At 62.5% G+C, this 14,155-nt stretch carries 12 protein-coding genes and 1 pseudogene; 9 read left to right on the plus strand and 4 right to left on the minus strand.

Annotated features, from left to right (window positions below; translation table 11 throughout):
* Positions 1–67: 67 nt before the first annotated feature.
* Positions 68–1,657, minus strand: coding sequence for a bifunctional aminoglycoside phosphotransferase/ATP-binding protein (locus R2N16_RS17000; protein ID WP_316666941.1), 1,590 nt, complete (start codon positions 1,655–1,657; stop codon positions 68–70).
* A 127-nt stretch (positions 1,658–1,784) separates the two neighbouring features.
* Between R2N16_RS17000 and R2N16_RS17005 the strand changes: the two genes are divergently transcribed.
* The 4 genes and pseudogenes from R2N16_RS17005 to R2N16_RS17020 form a co-directional block, all read left to right on the plus strand.
* Entirely contained in the window at positions 1,785–2,822 is a 1,038-nt protein-coding gene (locus R2N16_RS17005) for a zinc-dependent alcohol dehydrogenase family protein (RefSeq protein WP_316666942.1), read from the plus strand.
* Positions 2,823–2,870: 48 nt separating this feature from the next.
* Entirely contained in the window at positions 2,871–3,521 is a 651-nt protein-coding gene (locus R2N16_RS17010) for a nitroreductase family protein (protein ID WP_316666944.1), read from the plus strand.
* An 11-nt stretch (positions 3,522–3,532) separates the two neighbouring features.
* Positions 3,533–4,042 carry a hypothetical protein gene (locus R2N16_RS17015; protein ID WP_316666945.1) on the plus strand — a complete coding sequence of 170 codons (510 nt, stop codon included), beginning with the start codon at positions 3,533–3,535 and terminating at the stop codon, positions 4,040–4,042.
* 48 nt (positions 4,043–4,090) lie between these two features.
* Positions 4,091–4,225: pseudogene (locus R2N16_RS17020) on the plus strand (SDR family oxidoreductase); the annotation flags it as partial.
* Between the two features lie 21 nt (positions 4,226–4,246).
* On the opposite strand, the gene R2N16_RS17025 reads toward R2N16_RS17020, so the two are convergent.
* Entirely contained in the window at positions 4,247–4,756 is a 510-nt protein-coding gene (locus tag R2N16_RS17025) for an HPF/RaiA family ribosome-associated protein (protein WP_316666946.1), read from the minus strand.
* Positions 4,757–4,888: 132 nt separating this feature from the next.
* Between R2N16_RS17025 and R2N16_RS17030 the strand changes: the two genes are divergently transcribed.
* Genes R2N16_RS17030 through R2N16_RS17045 form a run of 4 tightly spaced genes read left to right on the plus strand, consistent with a single transcriptional unit; the run spans position 4,889 to position 9,932 of the window.
* Positions 4,889–5,482, plus strand: a complete 594-nt coding sequence (locus tag R2N16_RS17030) for a rhomboid family intramembrane serine protease (protein WP_316666947.1) — start codon at positions 4,889–4,891, stop codon at positions 5,480–5,482.
* A 52-nt stretch (positions 5,483–5,534) separates the two neighbouring features.
* On the plus strand, positions 5,535–6,323 hold the full coding sequence (locus R2N16_RS17035; RefSeq protein ID WP_316666948.1) for a polysaccharide deacetylase family protein: 789 nt from the start codon (positions 5,535–5,537) through the stop codon (positions 6,321–6,323).
* Positions 6,316–7,578: a putative glycoside hydrolase gene (locus R2N16_RS17040; protein WP_316666950.1), complete on the plus strand. Its 1,263-nt coding sequence runs from the start codon at positions 6,316–6,318 to the stop codon at positions 7,576–7,578. The genes R2N16_RS17035 and R2N16_RS17040 overlap by 8 nt, the downstream gene beginning before the upstream one ends.
* On the plus strand, positions 7,533–9,932 hold the full coding sequence (locus R2N16_RS17045) for an exo-beta-N-acetylmuramidase NamZ domain-containing protein (protein WP_316666951.1): 2,400 nt from the start codon (positions 7,533–7,535) through the stop codon (positions 9,930–9,932). The genes R2N16_RS17040 and R2N16_RS17045 overlap by 46 nt, the downstream gene beginning before the upstream one ends.
* An 812-nt stretch (positions 9,933–10,744) precedes the next feature.
* Here R2N16_RS17045 and R2N16_RS17050 read toward each other — a convergent pair.
* Complete coding sequence (locus R2N16_RS17050) at positions 10,745–11,122, minus strand: hypothetical protein (RefSeq protein WP_316666952.1); 378 nt, start codon at positions 11,120–11,122, stop codon at positions 10,745–10,747.
* 123 nt (positions 11,123–11,245) lie between these two features.
* On the opposite strand from R2N16_RS17050, the gene R2N16_RS17055 reads away from it, so the two are divergent.
* Entirely contained in the window at positions 11,246–11,446 is a 201-nt protein-coding gene (locus R2N16_RS17055; RefSeq protein ID WP_316666994.1) for a hypothetical protein, read from the plus strand.
* A 270-nt stretch (positions 11,447–11,716) separates the two neighbouring features.
* Here R2N16_RS17055 and ppsA read toward each other — a convergent pair whose 3' ends face one another.
* The gene (ppsA, locus tag R2N16_RS17060; protein WP_316666953.1) at positions 11,717–14,116 is read right to left on the minus strand and encodes a phosphoenolpyruvate synthase; all 2,400 of its coding nucleotides are present in this window, start codon (positions 14,114–14,116) and stop codon (positions 11,717–11,719) included.
* Positions 14,117–14,155: the final 39 nt, after the last annotated feature.

The following is a 14,155-nucleotide window of genomic DNA, read 5'->3' on the forward strand; positions in this document are numbered from 1 at the left end:
ATCGTGTGCGTTGATATGGCGCAAATGGGCGGGCGCGTGCGAAACACCATCGCCCCCGCGCTTGGTTTCAAGGTAGTTGATTGCCTGAGCCAGCGGGCGCGAAATCGCCGCGTTGTCGGCCAGTGATGTAAGACACCACCTGGGATAGCTCTGCAGGGATGACATGTGCCTGCTCTTCCACGTTGAGCGGCTGTTGTGTGGCGAGCTGGGCGTCCAGCACGTGGAGGTCCGCCTCCGATGCGTCGAACCCGCCGCGCATGCGCGTGCGGATGCGCATACGCAGCGTGTCGACGTCGGCAACGCAGTCCACAAGGGCCACACCCACCCCCAGCCGCCGTGCGAGCGAGAAGAACCGTCTGCGCTCGTGTTCGGCCAAAAACGTGGCATCGGCAATCATCGGAAAACCCGCCCGTACACCCAGCTTGCAGATCGCGGCCAGACGCCGATAGGTACGTTCGACCGCACGTGGCAGGTAGCGATCGTCTGCGGTGATGTGCGGGCCGCGTTGGCGTTCGGCATCGGAGCGCGCGCGAATCATGCCTTCTGCCTCCGCAAGCTGTGCGGCACGGGTGGATTTCCCGCTGCCGGAAAGGCCGTGCATGAGAAGAATGCAGCCGTCGTTTCGGCAGAGCAGGGCCCGAGACAGGTCGAGCATGCGGCGTGCCTCGCCGCGGGGCTTGGCCGCCAGATCGGGCGTTCGCTCCAACTGATGGGCGCGTTCGAGTAGCACCCGAGCACGCACAAGTGCACGCATCGATGCATAGAAGGGCAGGACTGCCAACCCGCCATAGTCGCCGCATCGTTCGAGATAGCGGTTGATCAGGCGGTATGCCAGCCCGTGCAGACCGGAGGCGAGCAAGTCCATGAACAGAAAGGCGATGTCGTACAGGGTGTCGATCCACCGGAGCGACGGCGAGAATTCAAGGCAATCGAACGGCGTCGGCTGGCCACCGATCAACACGATGTTGCCCAGGTGCAGATCGCCATGGCATTCGCGGATGTGGCGGCTGCGTCGGCGTGACGCGAATACCTCTTCGAGGCGGTCTGCGTGTTGATGAAGAAGCGATACCGTGGCCACTGCAATGTGCGGTTCAGTGCTTAAGGCAAGGACACCGGCTGCGCAATCTTCAAGCGTGCGCCGAATGCTGGACGGTGTCCCATCCTCTGCACTGGGGTTGGCGACAGGCGCGGTTGCGTGGAAGTCTGCGATCAAGTCGGCCAGCGCGTCGATCTCGCTGGGGCGGAGTCGCCCATCATGAGCCACTGTACTCAGCACGTCCTGCTGCGCAAACCGGCGCATGCAGACGGCGTACTCGCACGGCGTGCCTTGCCCATCGATGCGGATGGCGCCGGTGGCCGGATCCTGCGAAATGGGCACCACACCCAGGTATAACGCAGGGGCGAGGCGGCGGTTGAGGCGGCACTCCTCCTCGCAATCGGTGTGCCGCGCACGGAGAGTCGAAAAATCGACGAAGTCCAGCTTGACCGGCTTGCGCACCTTGTAAGCAAACTCTCCGGCCAGGAAGACCCATGACAGATGGGTTTCGATCATCTGCAGATCCGCAGCGGGGTGCGGATAGGCTGCCGCCTCAAGCAAGCGAGCGACCAAGTCTTCTGCGGGCTGCCTGCATGGAATGGTGGTGGCTTGCTCGTCCATACGCGGGTTTCACCTCCTGACACTGAAGATCAATATCGCGCGGCTGCTGCCATGCGGCCTGATGCAGATCAACGTCTGCGCAGGGCGGTTGCCTAGCATGGAGTCATCGTCCTCTTTGGTGATTCCCATGAAAGCACTCGTCTACGAAGGGCCCGGCCAGATCACGCTGGCCGACAAGCCGAAACCGGAATTGCAGGCGCCCAGCGACGCCGTGGTGCGCGTCACGTTGACGACCATCTGTGGCACCGATCTGCACATCATCAAGGGCGACGTTCCGACCTGCGAGCCGGGGCGCACGCTGGGCCACGAAGGTGTGGGCGTGGTGGAGTCTGTCGGTGCGGCAGTGACATCGCTCAAGCCGGGAGACCACGTGCTGATCTCGTGCATTTCGTCTTGCGGCAAGTGCGCGAATTGCCGGCGCGGCATGTACTCGCATTGCGAGACGGGAGGCTGGATCCTGGGCCATCGCATCGACGGCGTCCAGGCTGAGTACGTCCGGATTCCGCATGCGGAGACGAGCCTTTACAAATTACCGCCTGGCGTGGATGAAGAGGCGCTGGTCATGCTGTCGGACATCTTCCCGACGGGGTTCGAATGTGGCGTGCTGAACGGCCGCGTCCAGCCGGGCACTACCGTGGCGATTGTCGGCGCGGGGCCCATCGGGCTGGCCTCGTTGCTGACGGCGCAGTTCTACTCGCCAGCGCAGATCATCCTGATCGACACGAACGCCGCGCGGCTCGAAGTGGCCGGCCGGCTGGGTGCAACGGCCTGCATCGACGTCTCCACTGAAGACGCGGTTGCCGCCGTGAAGCGGCTGACGGATGGCCTGGGGGTCGATTGCGCGATCGAGGCGGTGGGCGTGCCCGCGACCTTCGAGCTATGCCAGCAACTGGTTGCGCCGGGTGGGGTGATCGCGAACATTGGCGTGCATGGCGTCAAGGCAGACTTGCATCTGGAAACGTTGTGGAGCCAGAACATCGCCATCACCACAAGGCTGGTGGATACGGTCAGCACACCGATGCTCCTGAAAACGGTGCGCGCCGGGAAGCTGCTGCCGGGGCAACTCATTACGCACCGGTTCAGGCTCGATGAAATCCTCACCGCCTACGACACCTTCCGCAACGCTGCGAAGACACAGGCGCTCAAGGTGATCATCTCCGCCTAGGCGGGTGGCACATGTCCGATGGACTTTCCGTTTTGTGAGGTGGATTCCATGAGCGAGGCGATGCTCCTGTCTTACGATCCCGTGCAACACCTGTTGCCACAGCCAACGTCCCACGCCGCGCCTGCAACCATTGCACTGGCTCCGCCGGTATTGAATGGCGGCAACACGTTGGCTGCAGCACTGACCAAGCGGAAAAGCGTGCGGGAGTTCGCGGCCACGCCGCTTTCCTTGCAGCAACTGAGCGAATTGCTATGGGCGGCAAACGGCATCAACCGGCCGGAAACAGGCGGGCGCACTGCGCCTTCAGCGCATGGCCTGAACGAGATCGACATCTACGTCGCACTGCCGGAAGGTGTCTACCAGTACGAGCCTCTCGCGCACCGCTTGCGGCTCAAGCACGCCGTAGACGCGCGCAACCTCACGGGGTACCAGGATTTTGTCGGCAAGGCACCGCTGGATCTGGTGTACGTGGTGAACCATGCTCGTGCAGACCAGATGCCCGAAGCGGTGCGCGAAACCTTTACCGGCGTAGCGGCGGGAGCGATGTCGCAGAACGTGTCGCTTTACTGTGCCTCGGCGGGGCTGGGGTGTGTGGTGCGTGGCTGGCTCAACCACCGTCTTCTGGCAGAAGCCTTATCGCTCAATGAAGACGAAATTCCCGTGCTGGCACAAACGGTTGGCCACCCCGCCGTTGATTGATGAGGTATGAAATGAGCCACGTCATTCGTCTTCTCCTACGCGGCCTTGTGGCCGCTTTGGCGTTGGCCACCAGTGCGCACGCTATTGCGGTCGGGCCGGATGCGGCGTCGACTCCGGAGGTCCGCTTCCAGAACGAGATTGCCTATGTGTCGGGCGGTGTTGGGAGCGACGAGCGCGAGACCATGCGCGCGATGGCCCGTCGTTTCAATGTGCGGCTGAACGTGGTGTCGGCCAGAACCGACGAGGCGCTATCGGATGTGGATGTTTCGGTTGCGGATGAGCGCGGCATGCTCCGCTTGCGCGTGCGCACAGAGGGGCCGCTGTTGTATATGCGCTTGCCTCGCGGGCGCTACCAGATCACGGCCGCGTATCGGGGTGCGATGCATACGCTGACCATTCACGCAGGCACGCAGGCGGTGGATGCGGTTGTGCGGTTGCGTACCGAACCCGGCCCAAGCGAGTGGCTGCTGTGCAAGCGCGGTTGCGCTCGCAGTGGAGCAAATCCAACGACGGCGCAATGAGGCCGTCATAACAGCACATCGCGTTGCGCTCGTCACCGGTGATATGGGCTCCGGCAGATACCGGTAGGCCGTCTCGGCCGCCCGGAAGAAGTGGCTGCCTTGGTGGCGTTTCTGTGCAGCGAGGGCGCCGCCTGTGTTGCCGGTGCCAACCTGGCCGTGAATGGCGGCTTGCACGTGCAATAGCGCGCGACCGACCACGACGCCTCAAGACTGTGATCGGTGTTTGCCATTGCCATTGGCTTCCACGAGCATCCGCTCCACGTGCGCGAACGCTTCTTGAAGCGCGACGTATGGGTCTTCGTTGGAGGTGTTGCTCGAAACATGCGTCTGGTGCGGTGCGAACACCTGGACGTGGACGTCGAACGGTTTGCCCTGGTGCTGGTGCTTGGCTCCGAGGGCGAGGCTGACGCGGCACCGTATGAGATCACCACGAATGTGCTTCAAGTGCCCTGCACGGTTGACAACCGCTTCTTCGATCGCCTTGGAATGCGCAATACCCTGAAAAGAAATATCGACTGGCAGGCTCATGGCTAGGCTCCGGTTTGGCTGGTTGCTGGTATCGAGGTCAACCCGTTCATTCTCGATCGCCCGATTCCGGGCATGTTGACTCACATCAAATGCACGACCATAACGGCGGTAGCGTGTCGGCCATGCGTTGAGGGCTTCGAGCAAACGCAATGTGCTTCGTGCACCAAAGCCATGCCGTTCGCGCATGCAGTGCACCGCCGCAGCATCGAACGAAGGCGTGACTTTGCAGGATCACGACACACTGTCGAACCGGCTTGCGCGAGATCAACCCGGCAAATGCGTGCAGCCGTATCGTGGGCAGAGATCAGAGGTGCTTTCATGATCAAGCTGCTCATCCTCATCAACGTGGCGGTGTTTGTTGCCGAACTCTTTGCGGGAAACGCGCTGCTGCGTACCTTTGCGCTCTGGCCGCTCGGTGTATCTGCCGACGGCGTGCGCGGTGCCTTCATGCCGTGGCAACCGCTGACATACGCTTTCCTGCACGCCAATGGAGCGCATCTGGCGCTCAACATGTTCGGCCTCTACATGTTCGGGCGCGACGTGGAACGCACCGTCGGGACGCCTCGGACGTGGCTGCTCTATCTATCCAGCATCCTGACTGCGGCGTTCGCGCAAATCGCTTTGACTGCCCTGAGCGTTCTGCCGGCGGGGCCGGTCATTGGCGCCTCCGGCGGCGTATTCGGGTTGCTTCTCGCTTACGCGGTACTGTTTCCCAATCGCACGATCGTGCCGTTGATCCCGCCCATCCCGATGCCTGCGTGGGTATTTGCGACGCTCTATGCGGTCGTCGAACTCACGCTGGGCGTGAGCGGAACCGAAAGCAATGTCGCGCACTTTGCCCATCTGGGCGGCATGGTCGGCAGCGGGCTGCTGCTGTGGCATTGGTTGCACGACACGCAACGCGAATCGTAGAACGGTGCGCAGTAGGTGACGCGCACTGTTCACCCCTTCGGGGCTTTGGCTGATGAACACCTGGGTCCTGTCGTTGTGCTGGGTGCTCCTGATGGTTGCGTGCCCGGGTGCCAACGCCGATATGCCGGCCGTTGAGCGACACGTGGTGGTGCTCGTCTACCACCGCTTTGCGTCAACGGTGGATAGCGCCATGACAGTGCGGATGCAGACATTCGAGGCGCATTTGCAGGCAATCGAGGCGGCCGGCTACCGCATCGTGCCGCTGGCGGACGTTCTCAGCTGGCACGAAGGCAAGCTCGATGCATTGCCCGCGAAGGCCGTTGCCATGACGGTGGATGACGGCCATCGGTCTGTATATGACACGTTGTGGCCTGCGCTGCGGGGCCGGAGCATTCCCGTGACGCTATTTGTGTACCCGTCTGCCATCTCTAATGCCCCATACGCGATGACCTGGCCTCAGTTGCGAGCGCTGGCCCGCACCGGCCAGTTTGACGTGCAGTCGCATACGTACTGGCATCCGAACTTCCGGGTGGAACGGGCGCGCCGAAGCGCCGATGGTTTCGCCGAGTTCGCGCGCGATCAGTTGCGGCGCGCAAAGGCGCGCATCGAAGCAGAGATCGGGGCGCCGGTGCATATACTGGCATGGCCGTTCGGGATCCACGATCCCGAGCTTGAGCGCATGGCACGAGAGGAAGGCTATACCGCCGCCCTCACGCTGGATGCGCAACCGCTGCGGCTGAGTCAACCCGCCATGGCCCTGCCGCGATACCTGATCACCGACGGTTGTGGCGCGCCGTGCATGACGAACATTCTCAAAGCAGGCGAGGGCCATCATGAGTAGCCGTCTGGGCCTCTGGTTTGCAGCGGTGTGGCTCGCTTGCGCAGGATTCGCCGGCGCTGCCGAGGTCAGGGTGATAGACGCACACACCCACCTTCCTGTGGAAGGCGCGATCACGTTTGTTCAGGGCGAGAGCGGGACAACCGATGCGGCCGGCCGGGTCGCCATTCCGGCGTCGGCAGTGGATGCACGCGCGACGGTCAGCGTGCGTGCCCCCGGCTATGCACGGGCAGAGCTGGTGCTTGAGACCCCGCGGCCCGCATTCGAGATATCACTCACGCAGATCAAGCCCCGGGCGGTCTATCTGTCGGTACAGGGCGTATCCAACCAATCCTTGCGCGATGCGGCCGTCGCGCTTCAAGGTGAGACGGCCATCAACGCGCTGGTGATCGACATGAAGGGCGATCGGGGGGATACGCCTTATCCGAGCGCGGCCCGTGTGGCCGTGGGTGCGGCACGCGAACAGGGCAACCGTGCGATCCGCCTCAAGAAGTTCGCCACCATGATTCGGCAACTCCGCTTGCGTGGGCTGTATCTGATTGCCCGCATTGTCGTGTTCAAGGACGACCGTTTGGCCGAGGCGCGCCCCGAATGGGCTGTCCGAGATCGCGATGGAGCGGTCTGGCGCGATCGCGAAAAGCAGCGATGGATCGACCCCGGTGTTGAAGCTGCGTGGGCGAACACGCTTGACGTGGCGGAAGAGGCTGCAAGACTCGGGTTCGACGAAATCCAGTTCGACTATCTGCGCTTTCCAGACGCCAACGGCTTGCAGTTTCATGAGGCCAACACACAGGCACACCGAGTTGCGGCCATCACCGGCTTTCTTGCGCGGGCGCGAGAGCGGTTGCGGGCGTACAACATTTACCTGGCAGCCGATATTTTCGGCTACGTTTGCTGGAATGCCGACGACACAGCGATCGGCCAGCAGATCAACACGCTGGGCGCTGTAGTCGACTACATCTCGCCCATGCTGTATCCCTCCGGTTTCACGTGGGGCTTGCCGGGCTGCAGAAAGCCCACCGAGAAGCCGGGCGAGATCGTCTCGCGTTCCCTGGCCGAAGCGAAGCGACGCACGGGCTTGCCGGGGGTGAGGTTCCGGCCGTGGCTGCAGGCGTTTCGGGACTATGCCTTTGATCATCGTGAGTTCAATGCCGAGATGATTCGCGCCCAAGTCGACGCAGCCGACGCGGAAAGTACCAACGGGTGGATGCTATGGAACGCGCGCAACCGCTACGATCCTGCCAATTTGCCGCGATAGTGATCGTCGCGTTACTGGCTACGGCGCTGTTGACCTGGGCGCAGATTGGGCGCGCCCAGCCCACCGCCAACGACGCCTGGCCACTGGGTACGCCTGTGCCCATGCACGAGCTGGAGGCCGTGATTGCCGCGCAGATTGCCGATGCCAATGTGGCGGGCGCCGTCGTCGCGATCGGTGACGCCAGTGGGGTGCGCGAACGTGTCGCGCTCGGTCAGCGATTTGTCGGAAACACCGCTGAGCCGATGACCGAGGACACGATCTTCGATCTGGCATCGCTCACCAAAGCGGTGGCCACTGCCACGGCGGTACTGCAACTGGCAGAGCGCGGACGTTTGGCGTTGGACGCGCCAGCCAGCCGTTACTGGCCTGCCTTCGCGGAGGGAGGAAAGGCGCGCATCACCGTCCGGCAGTTGCTCAATCACACGTCCGGCCTGCCGCCGGGCTTGGCGGCCCGATCGGAATTCCGGGGCCCCACCGCAGTGCTCCACGCTATCGGAACCATGCCGCCGGTTGCGGAGCCAGGGCGCCGTGTCATCTACAGCGATCTCAACTACGTCGCCTTGGGCGAGGTTGTCCAACGTGTCAGTGGGACCGGGCTTGACGCCTGGTGCGCGCAGAATATCTTTCGACCGCTTGGCATGCCCGACACCGCGTTCCGACCGGGCCACAAGTTGATCACCCGCATTGCCCCGACCATCATGCGCAACGGACGATGGCTTCGCGGAAGCGTGCATGATCCAACGGCCGCGGCGCTGGGTGGTGTCTCCGGCAACGCGGGCTTGTTCTCCACGGCCAATGACCTTGCGCGATTCGCCAGGATGCTCCTCAATGGGGGGCGCTTAGGGGATCGCCGTATCTTGCAGCCGGACAGTGTTGCCCTACTGTTGACGCCGGACAGTTCGACCGCAGTGGAGGCGACGCGCACGCTGGGATGGGAAGCCCAGGCGCCGTTGATCCCCAACCGCTATCGCGCACCCCGCGCGGGGCTCCTCCTGCACCTGGGCTATACCGGAACCGGCCTATGGATCGACTTGGTAACGCGCCGATTCGTAATTGTGCTCACGAGCCGCCTGTATCCGGACGAGCAGGGTAACGCCATGCCGCTGCGTGAAGCCGTGGTGAACCTGGTATCGAGCACGGCGCCGCCGGTCTCCGGCGATCAGATCGCAGCGCGCGCCCCGGCCATGGCCGAGGCTGTGATCAGCGCCGGGCAGCGCCTGCCGATGGCGATCGGTCCCGTACGATCCGGTATCGACGTATTGGAGGCCAGCGGCTTCGCATCGCTTGTCGGAAAGCGGGTCGGCTTGGTCACGAACCACAGTGGCTTCGATGCGCAGGGGCGGCGCACCATCGATGTCCTCAGCCAAGCGCCTGGTGTGCGGTTGAACGCCATCTTTGCACCCGAGCACGGCATCGGCACCGATCTCGACTCGCGCTTTGGTGACACGATCGACACACGTTCCAACGTGGTGGTCCATAGCCTCTATGGCAACAACAAGGGCATACCACGCAGCGCGCTGGCCGAGATCGACGTACTGGTGTTTGACCTCCAGGACGCGGGCGTGCGCTTCTTTACCTACCTTGCCACGCTGGGGGCGACGCTGGAAGCCGCCGCGACAGCCCATATCCCAGTGCTGGTGCTGGACCGGCCCAACCCCATGGGCGGCGATCTCGTTGGTGGGCCGGTATCAGATACGGCAGACCGCTCATTGACGAACTATGTGCCTCTGCCGCTTGTGCACGGCATGACGATCGGCGAGCTTGCCAGGTTGCTGAACGACCAACTGCACATCGGTGCAGCGTTGCAGGTCGTGGCCATGGAGCAGTACGACCGGGCCATGCGCTTTGCCAACACCGGGCTGGGTTGGGTGCCGCCATCGCCAAACCTGCGCGATTTCGCTGCCCTGGAACGATACCCGGATGTGGGGTTGATCGAGGGGGCAAGCATCAGTGTGGGCCGGGGCACGTCGACGCCGTTCGGCATCGTGGGGGCACCGTGGATGGACGGCGTTGCGGTGGCGCGAGAACTCAACGCTCTGGATACCGGCGCCACGTATACGCCCGTCCATTTCGTTCCTGCGGAGGGACCGTACCATGGCCGCTCGTGCTCGGGTGTGGCGATTCACTTGGTGTCAGCGCTGACGCGCCCGGGCCGCATCGGTCTAGCGCTAGCCCGGGTACTGTCGCAACGCTATCCGGAGCATTTCAAGCTGGAGGCGATCCGCACGTCTGTGGGGTCCGAGACGGTCTGGGCGATGCTGCGCGACGGCGTTTCTCTGGACGCGATCGAGCGTGCCTATGTCGCACAGGTCGATGCCTTTCTTTCGCAGCGCGCGGCATATCTGCTGTATTGACGATGGCGGCTGCGCGCTCAGATGGGGCCGACAAGGCAATGTCGGATGGCGTTACTCCGTCTGGTTGCCGCCGTTCGCATGGGTGTCACGTTTGCTGCCGCGACAGCCGTCAAGCGCCTTGCGTGCTCTCGAACGTCGCCTGCGGTTGCAGCTGTGCTCCAGCTTGGGTAGCCGACGCGGCTATTGGGTTGAAGGTGTTGACCAACGTCTGCCACAAGCGTCGAGAGATGCAATCACCAGTTGCACGGGTAAGCACTTCGTCATTGCCGGAATTGACCGGACGCAAGTCTCCAGATCGGCTTGCTGCGCGTTCCCGATGAGACGGTTTTCCTCAGGCAGTTAGCTGCCTGAGCCAGCGGTGTCTTGCGACGGCAGGGCGTTCGGTGTTGGCCCGTACGGCATCATCCGCGCACTAATCCAGATCCAGCTCGGGATGGTCCGACAGTACGTCGGCTCGCGAGCGGCACCCGCGCAACGGGTCGTCCGGTCCAATCCATGCCGCGCGCACACTCGCACAGACATCACGGAAGCGCGCGGTGGTGATGCCCATACGATTGGCTGCCGTGGCCCAGTGTGTAAAGACTTTCGAATGGACCGCCAGATACCTCTGGCGAACGTCCAGCTCTTGCGGAAACATGCCATCTGCCGTGGAAAAATCGGGGCACCTGAGATAGAAGTTGAACCAGAAGAGCACGGCATACGCACGTAGGATTTCGTCCACTGAGTCTGGGCACGTCGGATCGAAGTCGCTATGCGGGCACGGGCAGCCGGTCGCGCAAAAATATGTCGTACGCATGTTTGCGCGCTCCCGGTTATCCGACGTGCAGACGCTGCAGGTCGAGGGGATAAGCCCGCAGTCGATCGATGATGGGCGCGACTGTCACCGTCACGTCCAGCCCGCCGACGCCACGCAAGCGGAGCAGGGCCATCTTCAGGTAGGTCAGCGGCCGGGCATTGCAGACGTGGCCGGCCACGCGAATGCGCCCATGCTCGGCGCTGACATGCAGGTCATTCGCCAATGCGGGCGCGAACCAGTTGGCGGCCGTCTTTGCCAGGACGGAAAGTGCCGCATCAGGGAGCAGGCCGGAGCTGGTTTCCGGTAGAAAGGCACTCGCCAATGCGTCCTCGTTGATGTGCTGAATTGGCCGCGCTTTGGCAAGCTGATGATGGACGAATGCGGGAGCAATCATGGCGAGGTGGCGTGTCGATGTGTCTTGCCATCACTCTAGGAGATCGCTTGGAGGCCCATTTGATCGCGAGCAAAGCTTGAGCAGCTGCCAATGTGTTCGTGTCCTTGCTACACGTATCCAGTGTTGAACATCGCCGGCGATCAGGATGGCCGCATGCTTGGTGGTTTCCGTGTGGTGTACCTGGCCGAGATGATCAAGCGTCGCGTGCTCCAACGAAAGTCCGGTCTGCGACGCGATAACGGTCGCACCTGTCAGTGCAGCAAGATCGGCCAGTTGCTCCGCCGGCTGTCGCGCGGAACACATCAGCCGATGCTTTTCAGGTGAGCGACGACGGAGCACGCCAGTTTGGGTTGGATCAAAGGTTGCGCCATATCAACGCGCTCCGGCGCGCATGGGCCATTGTGGCGCTGAGGAGTCGTACGAATTTCTCAAGGAGTGGATCATGCTTCGGGCACACAGCTTCTTGCACGCTGCGGTGGTTGCAGGGGCTCTTGTGTGGACACACGCACCATTGGCGCAGGCACCCGCCCCAGAGCGTGCACGCCAGCTGAGCCCCTGTTTGATCTCCTAGCGCCAGTTTGAGTAACGTCCGTATCACGGAGCTTTCGTTGCGGATCGCTCTGCAGCAGCCACACTGCGCTTGACCGCGATGAAACTATCGGGACTCACCGATATGGAATCGATGCCGCATTCGACAAGGAAGGCAGCAAACTCTGGGTGGTCGCTCGGCGCCTGACCGCACAGACCGACATGGGAACCGGCCGCGTGCGCACTCGCAATGACGCTTTGGATCATCCACTTCACGGCGTCATCCTGTTCGTCGAAAAGCGCTGCAAGATCGGCCGAGTCACGGTCGACGCCCAGCGTCAGTTGCGTCAAATCGTTGCTGCCAATGGAAAAACCGTCGAACCGTTGCGCGAAAGCCTTCGCCAGGATCACGTTCGATGGGATCTCGCACATCACGTAAATCTGGAGACCCGCGTCACCGCGACGAATGCCGTTTTCCGCCATCACCTCAAGTACGCGGTCCGCTTCTTTTGTTGAACGGCAGAAGGGGATCATCACAACGACGTTCGTGAAGCCCATCTCATTGCGCAGGCGGCGAATGGCCCGACATTCGAGCGCGAAGCCTTCCCGGTAGCGGGGCGAGTAGTACCGCGATGCACCACGGAATCCGAGCATGGGGTTTTCTTCCTTAGGCTCGAATGCCGCTCCGCCAATCAGATGCGCGTACTCGTTGGTCTTGAAGTCGCTCATGCGGACGATGACGGGGTGCGGATACTGGACGGCTGCGATTCGTCCCAAGCCGCGTGCAAGACGATCGACGAAGTATTCCGTCCGGTCTTCGTAGCCAGTCGTCAGCGCTGCGATGGTCTGCTTGGCGTCTTCGTCCTTGAGCGTCTCGAAGTGGGCAAGCGCCATCGGGTGGATCTTGATATGGTTGCTCACGACGAATTCCATGCGGGCGAGCCCGACTCCGTCAGCGGGGATCCGCCACCAGCGAAACGCCGCCGCCGGATTGGCGAGGTTCAGCATCACCTTGGTGCGCGTCGAAGGGATGCCGCCAAAGTCGATCTCTTCGACCGCAAAGTCGGCAATGCCTTCGTAGACGAATCCTTCCCGGCCTTCTGCGCAAGACACGGTGACCTCCTGCTCGTCATGCAGCAGATGCGTCGCGTTGCCCGCCCCGACGATGGCCGGAAGCCCAAGCTCGCGGCTGACGATCGCTGCGTGCGACGTGCGGCCGCCCTGGTCAGTGATGATGGCAGCCGCCCGTCGCATGACGGGCACCCAATCCGGATCGGTCGTCTGGGTGACGAGGATGGCTCCGTCGATGAAACGCCCCATGTCGCGGGGGCTTTCGATGATGCAGACTTTTCCGGCTGCGATGGCTTCGCCGATGCTGACGCCGGACATGATCTTGCGGCCGGCCTTCTTAATGTGCCAGGTCTTTACCGCACTGGCCTCACGACGTGACTCGACCGTTTCCGGCCGGGCCTGCACGATGAATACTTCGTTAGTGAGCCCGTCCTTGGCCCATTCAATATCCATCGGTTGGCCATAGTGCTGTTCGATCACGCAGGCCCATCGCGACAACGTCAAAATCTCTGGGTCGCTCAGGACGAACGCCGCACGCTCGGCTTTCGATGTGGGAACGTTCTTCGTCGGCTGTTCGCTGTCGCTTGTGTAGATCATTTTGAGACCTTTCGCGCCAAGCTTTTTCCCGACGATCGGAGCGAGCGATGGCTCCGACAAGAGCGGCTTGAATACCTCATATTCGTCGGGTTCGACGTCTCCCTGAACCACGTTTTCGCCAAGACCCCAGGCCGCATTGATCAGGACGGATTTGTCGAAACCCGTCTCGGTATCGATGGAAAACATGACGCCGGCACCACCCAGGTCTGATCGCACCATGCGCTGGACACCCACCGACAGCGCGACCTTCAGATGGTCGATCCCCTTCGCCTGGCGGTAGCTGATCGCTCGGTCGGTGAAAAGCGATGCGTAGCAGCGCCGGCAAGCCTCAAGCAATGCGCGTTCGCCTCGGATATTGAGATACGTTTCCTGCTGGCCAGCGAAGCTTGCATCCGGCAGATCCTCAGCCGTCGCGCTGGATCGCACCGCAACATCCAGGTCGGTTTGTCCCGTTCGGCGGTTCAGTTCATCGTAAGCGAGGCGGATTGCCTGAGCCGTCTCTTCTGGCCACTCACCGCGAAGCATGGCCCGTCGGATGGTGAGCCCCGCTTCGGCCAGGGAAAGCTTGCCGTCATCAAGGTCAGTGAGCGCAGCGCAGATGACCGGCTGCAAATCATTTGCCTCGATAAAGCGCCTGTAGGCATCGACTGTGAGTGCAAAGCCCGGCGGAACGTTGACGCCCCGGCCTGCCAGGTTGGCAACCATCTCGCCGAGCGACGCATTTTTGCCGCCGACCCGTGGAACGTCAGTCCGCCGGAGGTTTTCAAACCAGACAACGTATGCAGTGTCGTTGACCATGTGAGGCTCCCTTGCCGCGGGGTTCGAGCGGGCTTGGCC

Source organism: Ralstonia psammae, assembly GCF_958405935.1.
GTDB lineage: Bacteria > Pseudomonadota > Gammaproteobacteria > Burkholderiales > Burkholderiaceae > Ralstonia > Ralstonia psammae.